This is a genomic window from Shewanella gelidimarina, assembly GCF_023283945.1.
Taxonomy (GTDB): Bacteria; Pseudomonadota; Gammaproteobacteria; order Enterobacterales; family Shewanellaceae; genus Shewanella; species Shewanella gelidimarina.
Window position 1 is genome coordinate 37,309 of sequence record NZ_JAKIKW010000004.1, and the last position, 13,376, is coordinate 50,684.

Annotated in this window: 8 protein-coding genes; 2 read left to right on the top strand and 6 right to left on the bottom strand. The window is 44.9% G+C overall.

Features of this window, described 5'->3' with window-relative positions; genetic code table 11:
- Nucleotides 1-335: 335 nt before the first annotated feature.
- Nucleotides 336-2,849: a S8 family serine peptidase gene (locus tag L2729_RS05170; protein ID WP_248987293.1), complete on the top strand. Its 2,514-nt coding sequence runs from the start codon at nucleotides 336-338 to the stop codon at nucleotides 2,847-2,849.
- Between the two features lie 374 nt (nucleotides 2,850-3,223).
- On the opposite strand, the gene L2729_RS05175 is transcribed toward L2729_RS05170, so the two are convergent.
- A complete protein-coding gene (locus tag L2729_RS05175; protein ID WP_248987294.1) occupies nucleotides 3,224-3,958 on the bottom strand; it encodes a substrate-binding periplasmic protein in 735 nt (244 codons plus the stop codon).
- Between the two features lie 541 nt (nucleotides 3,959-4,499).
- Between L2729_RS05175 and L2729_RS05180 the strand changes: the two genes are divergently transcribed.
- Complete coding sequence (locus tag L2729_RS05180; RefSeq protein ID WP_248987295.1) at nucleotides 4,500-4,919, top strand: hypothetical protein; 420 nt, start codon at nucleotides 4,500-4,502, stop codon at nucleotides 4,917-4,919.
- A gap of 41 nt (nucleotides 4,920-4,960) precedes the next feature.
- On the opposite strand, the gene L2729_RS05185 is transcribed toward L2729_RS05180, so the two are convergent.
- From L2729_RS05185 to L2729_RS05205, 5 genes are all read right to left on the bottom strand, one after another.
- Nucleotides 4,961-5,992 (bottom strand): aldose epimerase family protein, encoded by a 1,032-nt coding sequence (locus L2729_RS05185; RefSeq protein WP_248987296.1) that lies wholly within the window; start codon nucleotides 5,990-5,992, stop codon nucleotides 4,961-4,963.
- Between the two features lie 138 nt (nucleotides 5,993-6,130).
- On the bottom strand, nucleotides 6,131-7,288 hold the full coding sequence (gene galK, locus L2729_RS05190) for a galactokinase (protein WP_248987297.1): 1,158 nt from the start codon (nucleotides 7,286-7,288) through the stop codon (nucleotides 6,131-6,133).
- Nucleotides 7,289-7,523: 235 nt separating this feature from the next.
- Nucleotides 7,524-8,555, bottom strand: a complete 1,032-nt coding sequence (locus L2729_RS05195; protein ID WP_248987298.1) for a UDP-glucose--hexose-1-phosphate uridylyltransferase — start codon at nucleotides 8,553-8,555, stop codon at nucleotides 7,524-7,526.
- A gap of 67 nt (nucleotides 8,556-8,622) precedes the next feature.
- On the bottom strand, nucleotides 8,623-10,047 hold the full coding sequence (locus L2729_RS05200; protein ID WP_248987299.1) for a solute:sodium symporter family transporter: 1,425 nt from the start codon (nucleotides 10,045-10,047) through the stop codon (nucleotides 8,623-8,625).
- Between the two features lie 76 nt (nucleotides 10,048-10,123).
- Nucleotides 10,124-13,354, bottom strand: coding sequence for a glycoside hydrolase family 2 TIM barrel-domain containing protein (locus L2729_RS05205; protein WP_248987300.1), 3,231 nt, complete (start codon nucleotides 13,352-13,354; stop codon nucleotides 10,124-10,126).
- Nucleotides 13,355-13,376 lie beyond the last annotated feature (22 nt).

Below are 13,376 nucleotides of genomic sequence, written 5' to 3' on the forward strand. Positions count from 1 at the left end.
CAGCAATCAGAAAAAGGTCTATTTATTCAACGTAGGCCAGCGGCATTTAAATTTGTCGATTTTGGTAATTGTCTGTTGAAAAATAGAGTGTTTATCCCTTTATTCTACTTATGTAGAAGAGAATGCTAATGCCTTGGGATTAGTAGTTAAGTGTTAAAGGACGGGTGGGCTCTTTTAAAAACAGACCGGCTATGGCAACAATCCTTACGTTAATAATTTCCGGATATGCGCAAAGTGTTATCGGCGGTCAGTATTTTATGTGGCTATGGATGGCACTCAGAGCATTTGCAGTACCGGTTCGGGGAAATTTAAAGGATTAATAGGAAGACTGTTATATGTTTAAGAAACTGACACCACTTGCTTCGGCAATCGCAGGCATTATTGCCGTATCATCGGCACCGGTTTATGCAAAAGTACCTGCACAGCATGAAATAGTGAAAGATTCACTTATTGTTGTTTATAAAGATAACACTACGATGAACGAACGTGCTTCAGCACAGCGATTAGTACGAGGCTCTGTTCGCGATATGAATGCCGATGGCGTTGACGATCGTTTTTCAAACTTACTTGGCGGCAAATTGGCTCGTCTTTCACTGCGATCAGGCTCAGATGTTGCGAAAGCAATCAAAGTGATTAGTCGTCATCCCGCGGTAAAGTATGCAGAGCCAAACTATGTATTAAAAGCGATTGGCACGCCTGATGATCCTGATTTTGTTTCACTTTGGGGACTTAATAACGCAGGGCAAGATGGCGGAACCGCTGATGCCGATATTGATGCAGTAGAAGCTTGGGACATCACGACTGGTGATACCAATATTGTCGTGGGTGTTATTGATACGGGTGTTGATTATAACCACCCTGATTTACAAGCCAATATGTGGACTAACCCTAATGAAATAGCCGGTAATGGCATTGATGATGATGGTAATGGTGTTGTCGATGATATTCACGGTTTTAGTGCTGTTAACAACAGTGGGGATCCGATGGATGGTAACGGTCATGGTACTCACGTATCAGGTACTATCGGAGCGAAGGGGAACAACGGTGTTGGTGTTGTGGGAGTGAACTGGGATGTCAGCATTATAGGTTGTCAGTTCCTCGATGCTAGTGGCTCAGGTTCTACAGCAAATGCCATAGCATGTATCGACTATATGACAGATCTTAAGTTAAACCATGGGGTTGATATCAAGGCGACAAACAACTCATGGGGAGGCGGCGGGTTTAGCCAAGCAGTAAAAGACTCTATCGAAGCTGCTGGTGATGCAGGGATATTGTTCTTTGCTGCAGCGGGTAACGATGCTGTCGATAACGATGCTAGTCCGCATTATCCATCCAGCTATGATTCTGATGTTGTGATGTCAATTGCCAGTACTGATCGAAATGACAATATGTCAGGCTTCTCACAATGGGGTTTGACGAGTGTAGATATGGGAGCGCCTGGTTCCGCTATTTTATCTACAACACCGGGTAATACCTATTCGACTTATTCTGGTACTTCGATGGCTACCCCTCATATGACGGGAGCAGCGGCATTAGTTTGGTCTATTAATCCTGACTTGACCCCGTTAGAGATGAAGCAGCTGCTAATGGATTCTGGCGATGTGAATGCAGGATTGACGGGAAAAACCGTTGCAGGAACACGATTAAACGTAGCAAATGCGCTTGATCTTGCCGATCCAGAACCAAGCTATCGCTTTAGTGTTTCTCCTACGGCACAAACTGTTGAAGCTGGCAGTGCAGCAAGCTTTGACTTTAGCGTGGGCAGTGTCGCGGGTTGGGATGGTACCGTTGCATTGACAGTAGATGTGAGTCCGGCTTTGGCAGGAGTGTCACTTTCAAGCAATAGCGTAATGACAGGTGATAGCTTTACCGTTGATGTTGCCACGGTTGCTGATGCGTTATGGGGAGATTACACCATTACAGTATCGGGTGACGATGGCAGTACAGTGAAGAGTAAAGCAGTATCACTGACGGTATTACCACAAGGTATTCAGGACTTCACTTACGTAAATGATGAGTCAGCAGCCATTCCAGATAATGATCTTACAGGTCTGGTGAGCACGATTGTGATTACTGATGATGTGCAAGTCTTTGGGGTGAATGCAGACGTTGATATTTCTCATACTTGGATTGGTGATTTAGCCGTGACATTAACTTCACCAGCGGGAACCGAAGTTGTGTTGCATAACCGTGAAGGTGGTAATGCTGATGACATCGTTAAGAGCTGGGACTTAAGTGCTTTTAATGGAGAAATGGCGACAGGTACGTGGACATTAGCGGTTAATGATAACGTTGGATCCGATACTGGTACCTTAAATAACTGGGGAATGGTGATCTCTGGTATTGGTGAGGCAGCGCCGCAGGCGCCAGTGGCAGACTTTAGTTATGCCATTGATGGTTTAGATGTCACCTTTGCAAACGCAAGCTCAGATATGAATGACGATATTGTCAGCTATAGCTGGGACTTTGGCGATACTGGAACATCAACAGATATAAGCCCTGTTCATGCCTATGATACCGCGGGTACTTACACTGTATCGATGATCGTTACAGATGCAGAAGGCAACAGTGATTCTGCGACCATGAGTGTCGAAGTGTTTGAGCATAGCATTACTGCTGGAGTGGCAAGAGCTAAGTTATCTCGTCGTGGCAGTGCATTAGTTGACTTAACATGGGATGGCGCATCTGGTGAGTCAGTGGTGATCTATCGTGATGGCAATGCCATTGCAACAACCGCAAATGACGGTCGTTACCGCGATCGTTTCAGCGATGCTGCAGCATCAGTTGAGTACAAGGTTTGTGAGGCTGGCAGTAGCTTGTGTTCAGACCCTATCGTTGCGACTTTCTAACTAATCATTAGTTAACTTGTTTTTTGGCGGTCTCCGGGCCGCTTTTTTTATTGCTGTTAACTTTAACGATGAGTGAGTCGTTAGTTGAAAAAAGTAAATTATAAAAAATAAAGAAGTCACCTCGAACAACTTCAGGTTTTTGTGTTGATATTTACGAAACCCAGTATGCCTTCAATAACATCAGCGGCGATTGCTCACACTTGGTAGTGGTCAATATGATCGCGAGCGTAACTTGTCTCATGGTAAAGCAGCAGGTGATGTGACCCACACTGAATTGATCCAATGCATGGGTGAAAAATCTTTTAAATAATAATTTTAATAGATAAAACAGAGTCTAACAGTTCGATTTTTTATGAGCATATGGCGTTTCTAGGTTACCAAGGCTTGATATGGTATTTTTCTAAGATGGCTTGATATTGGCCAGATTGCTTGATGTTTTCTATCCCTTCGGCAAACTTATTTTGGTAGTTTTTCTCAAGATCTTTATGACTAAATCCAACATAGAGAGGCGTATAATGCCCTTCACTACCGGCAAACTTAATATCCTTCGAGTAGCCAAATATCTGCGCAGTGTGCTCTATCACATAGCGGTTTCCCAACAACACATCGACGCGATCTTTTTTGAGCAGGTTTAAATTGGTATTTAATGGTGATTCACCTGAAGCATGAAAAGTGATGGGACTTTGTTCTAGGTATTGATTTAATTCGTCACCATAGTCATATCCTAAAATACTGGCGACCGCTTTCTCCTCAAGATCAGCCAATGTTGAATATTGCCAGTTATTGGAAGTATGCACGTAAAAATCATTAGTATTCTGGCCTAATACTATATTGGAAGTTTGTAATTTACAGCGCTTAATAGACTCTGACGTGACTGCCAGCACGGCATGAATTCTATTCCTTTGTGCGAGCCGTAAGGCTCTTTTGAATGGAATGGTCTCAAACTTAGCCGTAACTCCCACCGTTAAAAATGCTTGCTGAGTGAGCTCGACTAAATATCCCGAATTGTCCGTGCAGATATAGGGGCACCAGATATCTGACGCGATAACAATCTGTTCTGCTTGGACAGGAAAGCTCAAACACAAAATGGTTATTAATTTAAGCTTCAAAATAATATCTGTAGCACTTTTGTATGAAAAATTATTTTGCAGTCTAGCAAATAAAAGCTTAAGACGCAGGTAAATTAACGAGGTCTAATTTACATGGCGCTAGATGCTCTGCTTGAGAGGGGATAAAGCGTTTCACACTGAGGTTGAATTTAGTGACAGGTTTTCCGCCTAACATCATTCTGTCATGTTATCAGAGCACTATGCTCTCTCGGATCAACTTAAATATACCATTTCGAGGTTATGGTTAAGCTACTGATATAAAGTTATTTTTTATTTTTAATCGCATTATTACAATTTATTCTCTGATAAAAACTTGAATAACGACGGCTTTGAACTAAATTCGATTATAGCAATAAAAAGCATGAAATGTTTTTCAAATTATTGATGATAAACCTATAAGTTCTACTACTGAAATATAGACAGTAACGGTAAACATAAGGCTAACACCTCAGTGGTATGTCATTGAGTAAACCGAAGTAAATGAAAGCAATATTTACTTTATATCTTTTGGGTATGTGTTGATTCAAGGGCATTGGCATCGATGTATAATTCATCAAAAAAACCAGTTTGGTACGGTGAACTGATCACCTCACGTGGTAATACAGTCGTCATTTATGACACACAATTTCCCGAGGCTCCGGCGGGTAGAGTCTACTTTTATAACACGACGCGTGACGCTATTATTGAGTATGAGGAAGGGATTGTTAAACCTCATTTGCATGAGCTATCGGCTGCGGCATTAGCGACCGCGGAAGCCAATTACGGAGCTGCGTGGAATGTTGCTCGAGAAGCATTTATGGAGAAGCATTCGGGCTGGGTAGAAGCGAATAATCCTAAGGCAAGCGTGACTAAAAAACCAAAACTTGAACCCATTATTGAGCCAGAAGCAGAGTTAGAGACTGAATCAACTAATGACGAAGATTTTGATCGTGGTTGGTCAAATGATGATTTGGATGACTAACATCATACGCCTAACGAGAAACAGCACTTTAGCGATATTTCTTAAGCTTCGCTATCAAATTGATAACGGCTGATATGATGATAAATTTCGCCTGGTCTCGTTAAGCCGTCACCTGCGATTTCGGGTTGGTTAGGCGCATCTGGTATTTGTTGAGGCTCTAAACATACGGCTTGATATTGCGATAACCGTTGTTGGTTTTTTCCTATCGTACCCTGCAAAAAGTTAGCGCCGTAGACCTGAACGCTCGGCTGGTTAGTGTAGAGGGTCATACCACGGCCACTTCCTACTGAACTCAAACGGCCAAATCTTTGCAGCTGCGGTTCGGTTTGGGGTAATAAGTAACAATGATCAATCCCTGAGGTGGCAGTAAACGCTTCTGCACCTATAAACGACTGTAACAGTGTGGCTTGATGCAGATCGAGGGCACTATTGACGGTTTCACAAATTTGAGTGGGTACACCAACATCATTCATCGCCAGATACAGGTTTGAGTCTACTTGCAGAGCGTGTTGTAAACTGCTGTTGCTGCCGTCTAAGTTAAAGTAACTATGCTGTGTGAGGCTTATTGGACAGGTTTTATCGGTACTTGCTAGCATCTCTATGTAGAGATTATTTCCCACAAGGCGATAGTCTAATTGAACAGTGCACTTGCCGGGAAAACCCATGTCGCCATCGGGACTCACCAAGCTTAAGCGAACCCCATCCGGCAGTTGGCCTAAATGCCAGTGTTTACGATTAAAACCCTCTTTACCACCATGTAGACAATTGCTCGCTTGATTGATATCAAGTTGATATTGCTGTCCATCTGCTGAGAATTGACCGTGGGCAATGCGGTTGGCATAGCGCCCTGCAATAGCGCCTAGATGTGCATCTTGCGCTAAATAGTCACTGACCGAGTCACAACCTAAAACGATATTGCCGCGCTCGCCATCTCGGTCTGGGGTCCACAATGAGCGAATGATGCCGCCTAAGCTCATAACCTCTAACGCGAGGGTGCCGTTGTCAATGATAACCCGTTCAATTTGGCCCCCGCGAGGATCGCTCCAAGGGTCTAGAGGGCGAAAGCGTACCATGGTTCATCCTTGTTAAAAACGAAGTATTACAGCGTGCTATGTTGCGGTTAATATTCTGATTTAGCGAGATTTATACGTATCAATCTCGCCAGCGGTTAGCGCCTAATTACTGTGCTAATTGTTGAGCTCGTTAGCCTGTTAGTTATCGAGTCGCTTAGCACCATCAGATGCTGAACATAAATAGATAGTGGCTTCTATGCCTGTTTTATCCAAATATTGTTGTTCAACGATTTCGACGACAGCATCGGTCAATTCATGATCGACCAAGGCGACGACACAGCCACCAAAACCGCCGCCAGTCATACGTACACCGCCTTTTTCGCCGATGACACTCGATACTATCTCAACCAGAAAATCAATTTCAGGTACGGTGATTTCAAAATCATCACGCATAGAGATATGTGACTCGGCCATTAATGTGCTTAACTGCGAAATATTACCGGACTCTAGCGCCCACGCGGCATTTTGAGTACGACGGTTCTCGGTAATGACATGTTTAGCACGTCGGTAATTGGCATCGCTGAGCTGGTCTTTTGCCGCTTCAAGGTCGGCGAGTTCAAGGTGACGTAGCGAGTCTAGTTGGAAGTGTGCTGCCACTTGTTCACATTGTTCACGGCGCAGGTTGTACTCCGACTCAACCAGACCCCGTTTAACATTAGAGTTGATAATAATCAGACTTAAATTTTCGGGGATACTGACAGCCTCGCTATCGAGATCAAGGCAATCGATTAATAATGCGTGATCTTGCTGACCAAGCGCACTGATCATTTGATCCATGATGCCGCATGCACAACCCACGTAGTGATTTTCACCACGCTGAGCCAATTGGGCAATGGCCAGAGGTGACAGTTGTATTTGGTTAGCGTCATTAATCGCTGTCCCAAAAGCAATCTCTAGCGCGGCAGAAGAGGAGAGGCCAGCACCGAGAGGCACGTTACTCACAATCGCTAAGTCCATCCCTTTGGTTGCGAGGCCTGATATTGCCATAGCCGAGCTAAAGCCTTTAAGGTAATCGGCCCATTCAGGTGATTCTGGTCTATTACCCTCTTCTCCGAAGGTCCACTCTTTCATCTCGCCAGGAAAGGCATCAGAAACTGCGCGAAATTGACTATCTTCACGACGTTTTATAGCAATGATGGTGTGAAAGTTTATCGCTGCTGGCAACACAAAACCGTCATTGTAATCGGTATGTTCGCCTATTAAATTGACTCTTCCGGGAGCAAAATAGAGCGTATCAGCTAAGGTGCCGAACGTTTGTACAAAAAGTTTATTGGCTCGTTGAGCTGGATTGGACATGGTTTACTTTTCCGAAAGTTGTCATTCTGTTGAAAGCAATATCTGCTTTAGCTTATTAATAACCGTTTAATGCTTAACAAGCTGTTTGAGCCTAGCGGTCTTTGTGGCGATATAAAGTTACTTGCTATTGAAAGTGAATAAACCATTTACTGCATTACTCTGCCCGTGAGCTGTAATGTTTATTTACACTTCATCAGCTTTATATCACGACTTTACCTGATATGTAACTGAGTTTTTATTGATTTTCATAGTGAACTTCGGACTGAGCTCTTAGGAGGCTTGCGGCTTGTTCAGGCGTTAGGTCTCGCTGGCTTTCAGCTAGCATCTCGTAACCCACCATAAATTTCTTTACATCGGCACTGCGCAATAGAGGAGGGTATATATGTCCATGCAACTGCCATTCAGGATGAATCTGTTGGTCAAATGGGGCTCCATGCCAGCCCATGGAGTAGGGGAAACTGGTGTTGAATAAGTTGTCGTACCGTGTCATTAACGACTTCATTATGGCCGCTAAGGAACCTTGTTGACGGGTCGTTATCTTGTCTAAGTGAGACACCTCAAAACGCGGTAGAATCAGAGTTTCAAATGGCCAAACCGCCCACCAAGGCACCACCACTAGCCAGTCATCATTACTTATGACTACACGCTCCGCGTTGACGATTTCTTTGTTGGCATAGTCGAGTAACATTGGACGTTGGTGGTTTTGATAATAGGCTAATTGAGTGCGTGATTCTGTGACGGCCTCGTTAGGCAACTTGCTTACCGCCCATATTTGGCCATGGGGATGCGGATTGGAGCACCCCATGGCTGCGCCTTTATTTTCAAATGCTTGCACCCAAGGATAGTGTTTGCCTAGCTCACTGACTTCCTTGGCGAGGCATTCAAATACTGCGCTAAGTTGTGCAATAGAAAGCTTAGGCAGAGTTTGACTATGATCGGCAGAGAAGCAGATAACCCGACTGGTGCCAGTCACAGATTGCAAAGTAAAAAGTGGATCATCTTGCTGTGCGGGGGGCGTATCTGATGTGAGCGCTGCAAAATCGTTCGTAAATACAAACGGTGAGCTATATTCTGGATTTTGTTCACCACTTATTCTTTTGTTTCCAGGGCAAAGATAGCATTCAGAATCGTATTTGCTGGTGGTTGCCACCGTGGTTGATTCCCTTTGTCCTTGCCAAGGACGTTTTGCTCGATGTGGGGAAACCAATACCCACTGCTCGGTTAGCGGGTTAAAACGTCTGTGGGGGTGGTCATCACGATCAAACATCTCACTAATCCTTTATATTATGTTTTTAACAGGGGCAGTAATGCACAGCCCCTGCGATTCTTTTTGCCTATGAGTTAGCCGTCAGCGGAGTGATGTCTGTTTGCGCTGAGAACACAAATCGACTTAAAAACAGTGTCATTGAAATAGTGACAACGAGAGTGATGGCCATCATGTGGATAAAGTGGAATGGGCTCCAAATAAAGGTAAACACCGCATAAACCAACACCCCAAATACTAAACCGACTTTAATCGCCTTGGCACTGACATTCTTAAACACCAGCGCACAGATAAATGCCGCCAACACTGGCATGGAGTACAAGCCATTAAGCTGTTGCAGCAAAGAGATAATGCTCTTAGATTCTGCAAATACAGGCACCAATGCCACCGATATTAGGGTAAAGACGAGAGCAACCCGAGTCCCAATTTTTTTCACATTAGCGTTTGGGTTGATATAATTTTGGTGGATGTCGCAGGTATACAATGCGGCTGCTGAGTTCAAACATGAATTGAATGAGCTCAATACCGCACCTGCCATTACGGCGGCAAATGCGCCAGACATCCAACTTGGTAGTATATCGCCGACTAATCTACCGTAGGCCACATCACCTACGTCTCCGTATAGTTTGTAAGCCACAATGCCGGGTAACACGACGATAATTGGAATGATCAGTTTCATCACGACGGCTGCATAGAGGCCTTTTTGGGCTTCTTCGACAGACTTTGCCGCTAATGCCCGCTGGGTGATCACCATATTGGTACCCCAATAGAATATTTGAATAAAGATCATGCCGGTCAGCAAGGTATGCCATGGAATATCAGATTGGTTATCACCGATCAGTGTCAGTCGCTCAATGGGGACACCAGAGAGATCCCAGTTGACGGCGTTTAATGCGAGATAAGACACCACAATACCCATGAGTATCAAGCCAATGCCATTTAAACTATCGGATATCGCAATCGCGCGTAGCCCGCCGAAAATGGCATAGATGGCTCCCACAATGGCAAAAATAATGGCTAGAGCGATGACTGAAATGGATAAGCCAAACATAGACTTCATAAACAGTGAACCGGTATAAAGCACCACAGGAAGCAAGATAAAGGCATAGCCAAGCATAAACAGCACAGAGACCATTGCGCGGATCCCTTTGTCATTGTACTTACGCTCAAGTAACTCGGTCGTAGTGGTGCAGTTGTATTTGTAGTAGATGGGGATCAGCCACTTAGCGAGAATGATTAAGCCAATTGCTGCGGAAATTTCCCACCAGGCAATCAATAGCGTTTGTGCGCCATTCATGCCCACAATCTGCTCGGCACTGATATTGGTCATCATGAGTGAGCCAGCCACGACGAACCAGCTTAAGCCGCCGCCAGCAAGAAAGTAGTCTTTACTGTCGCTGCTACTCCGCACTATTTTACGGCACTTCAGATAAGTGATTAGGCCGACTAATGCTGTTAACCCCAAAAATATGACCAGCTGAATAACTTGTTCCATGTCTATCCTTTATTATCAATATCTTCACCCTAGGTCCAATTAATAACTGACTTTAGGTTCGAATTATTCCCTGTGATTAAGGTTTTGTTCTTGCTTGGTGTTGAATGTCACTGTTAGCAGCCACAGGCTCAATACTAAAATTGAACTGCATCGGCTGGGCCTTAATGCGATAAGGCTGATGAACTTGCCTGCCCCATGACGTGTCCCCACCTACGCCCATCTGCTTATAATCAATATTCCAAGTGACAAAATCCCGAATAGGGATCTCTGCGCCATGGTTAGCGGTTACGGGCACCAGTCCTGATGCTGAACCTGAGGCATCGCCTTGTCTAAAGTCGATATCAGCTTGGGCAAAAGGCCACAGACTGGTTTGTAATGTTTTGCTTGAGTAACTCGCTTTTGCCAGCAAGCCATTACCGTTAGCATCCGTTACCGCCACATAGCGTACGTCGGTTCTTTGGCCCGTTTCTTGGGGGCGAGAATAGCGGTGAAAGGTGTTATCAATGGGCAGAGCAAACCAACTCACAGGGTTGCCTGACTTTCTATCGGCATAGGTCTCTTCAGGACCACGGCCAAAGTAATGCATAAAGCGCTGACTGAAAGGCAACTGTGTTTGAAAGCCAAAGCGCGGTAGATCGGCAAGCTCAATATCGCCTGGAATGAATTTGCTCTGTACTAGCAGCTGTTTATCAGTGCTGATTTGGTAGCGGGTACTCAGTGTGAAATCGAGCGAAGGATGCTGCTGTATCACCTCAATGCTGTATGGATCACTGCGTTTAATCGAAATCAGTATCAGCTCTTGAGCGGCATCTTGCCATGCGCCAGCCCACTTAGGCATTTGGTTACCTAAGTCGTTGTCAGTAGGGGCGCGCCAAAAGTTAGCCATTAATGGCGCGGTTAATTGCGATTGGCTATTTTGCTTAATATCGGTGAGCCAACCGGTTTTTTTGGAGATTAAATAGCGTGTCTCATTGCTGCCTAATTGCCAAAATTGGTCATGTTCAGTGATGACTTGAGCTAAGGTTTGCGCCTTAGTGGTTGCTTGTTGCAGTGAAAATTGGGCAAAAGCGATGCGATGGTCGGTGGGCAGCATGGGTTGTGGCTTATCAACGAGTACCTCTAATAACACAAGGTATTCATGCTGTTTATTGAAGCGCGAGCGGTCAATGGGCAAAGTGACGAGTTTAGATTGCCCCGCTTTAACCATAGGCACCGCCATTACGCCGCTGCTAAACTCACTACCATCTTGCTCAACAGTCCATTTTAAACGCAGCCCTTGAGTGTCTATAAAGTCATAGCGATTTTCGAGCTCGAAGCTCATTGTCTTCGTCGCGGCTACAAATTGATTGAAACGCAGTGGTTGGTAGACCTTTTTGACTTCACTGAGGTGCGGGTGTGGATTGCGATCGGGATCCACCAGACCATTATTGAGAAAATTACCATCGGTTGGCATATCAGGATGATAATCTTTGCCATAAGCCCAATAACGCTGGCCGTTTTTGTTGCTGAACGCCAAAGACTGATCAACCCAGTCCCAAATAAAGCCGCCTTGTAGCTGCGGGTAGCGTTCAATCACATCCCAATAGTCCTGTAGATTACCCACTGAATTACCCATAGCATGAGCATATTCGATCATTATCAGCGGGCGATCTGTATGTTCCTTGGCATATTTTGTCAGCCGTTCAATGGACGGATACATAGGGGCGACAATATCGGTATAGGCATGTTGTCCCGCGGGCTCATATTGCACTGGACGACTCGGATCGCGCTGTTTCACCCAATCGTATAGTGCTGCGAATAAAGTGCCTTCGCCGGCTTCGTTGCCCAAAGACCAGATGATAATCGAAGCATGGTTCTTATCTCGTTCGACCATGCGCTTTACCCGTGCTTTATGGGCGGGTAGCCAGTTCATGTCATTACCTAGCTGCGTGCTCTCATCAATCGCCAGAGGGTGAGATTCGATATTGGCTTCATCAATGACATACAGCCCATATTTGTCGGTTAAGTTGAGCCAATAAGGGTCGTTAGGATAGTGGCTGGAGCGCACAGCATTAATATTATTTTGCTTCATTAAGCGGATGTCAGTTTCCATGCTGGCACGGCTGACAACATGGCCATGGTCTGGATCAGTTTCATGCCTATCGACACCGCGGATGGTAATGGCCTTATTGTTAACTAACAGCTGACCTGATTTTATCTCGACGCGGCGAAAGCCTACTTTTTGACTGCTTGCTTGTAGGATCTGTCCGTCAGCCGTTTTAAGGCTCACTAGCAGTTGATAGAGTGCCGGTGTTTCGGCGCTCCAAAGGTTGGGCTGCTGCACTTTGAAATCAATAATTTGGTTATGATGTTCATTAAATGCTGAGACAGCTTGATTGCCTTGTTCGATGCTAATGCCTTGTGGGGAAATCAGTTGATAGTGAAGGCTGAGCTGCTGCGCCTCTATGGCCGCTTTTGCATGGTTATTAAGTTTAATGTTAATAGCCATATTGGCGTTAGAGAGATCAGGACTGAGTGTGTAGCTGGCATCAATATCAGAAATACGTTGTTTCTCGGTGGCGTAAAGATAGACATCTCGTTCAATGCCACTGACGCGTAACATGTCTTGGCTTTCAAGGTAGCTGGCATCGCTCCAGCGTATTATTTGCAGCGCAATGAGATTGTCACCCTGCTGAAGGTAGGGGGTAAGATCAAATTCAGCTGGGGTTTTAGCACCTTGGCTATACCCGACTTCAACGCCATTAATATGCGCACTTAATGCCGAACGTGCAGCACCAATATGCAAGAATACCTGTTTGTGTTGCCAAGCCTTAGGCAGCTCAAATTGACGTCGGTAGCTGCCTGTCGGGTTATGCTCTTCGGGAGCATCTGGCCAAGTGGTAGTAAAAGGGTAACGCTCATCTAAGTAGATGGCGTGACCAAAGCCTTGAGTTTCCCAATTACCCGGCACCAGAATGCTTTGCCAATCCTCTAGGTTAGCGTTTATTTGTGCAAAATCCACGGGGGTTGAGAAGGGGTTCTTGGCGTAATGAAATTGCCAACGGCCATTAAGATCGAGGAAGTTACTACTGGCTTTGTAATCATCATCGAGTGCTTTTGAGATTGATGAATAAGCAAAAAAACTGGCGTGGGGAGCTTGTTTGTTTTGTTCGAAAACAAGGTGGTCTTGCCATCGCTCAGCTTGAGCTTGTGAGAATGGGCTCACTAGGCTTAGCATCATTAACCCAATCAACTTAGCGTAAAAATATTGTGTGCTTGGCTGACGAGTTGAGGCTATAAACGCTTGATTGTTATTTTTGGTTGGCATCGTATGTTGTTTGGCATTATTT

Excerpts from the sequence above, each read along its gene's own strand:
- L2729_RS05170 (WP_248987293.1), top strand. The coding sequence starts at position 336 with ATGTTTAAGAAACTGACACCACTTGCTTCGGCAATCGCAGGCATTATT.
- L2729_RS05180 (WP_248987295.1), top strand. The coding sequence starts at position 4,500 with ATGTATAATTCATCAAAAAAACCAGTTTGGTACGGTGAACTGATCACC.
- L2729_RS05185 (WP_248987296.1), bottom strand. The coding sequence starts at position 5,992 with ATGGTACGCTTTCGCCCTCTAGACCCTTGGAGCGATCCTCGCGGGGGC.
- galK (WP_248987297.1), bottom strand. The coding sequence starts at position 7,288 with ATGTCCAATCCAGCTCAACGAGCCAATAAACTTTTTGTACAAACGTTC.
- L2729_RS05195 (WP_248987298.1), bottom strand. The coding sequence starts at position 8,555 with ATGTTTGATCGTGATGACCACCCCCACAGACGTTTTAACCCGCTAACC.
- L2729_RS05200 (WP_248987299.1), bottom strand. The coding sequence starts at position 10,047 with ATGGAACAAGTTATTCAGCTGGTCATATTTTTGGGGTTAACAGCATTA.
- L2729_RS05205 (WP_248987300.1), bottom strand. The coding sequence starts at position 13,354 with ATGCCAACCAAAAATAACAATCAAGCGTTTATAGCCTCAACTCGTCAG.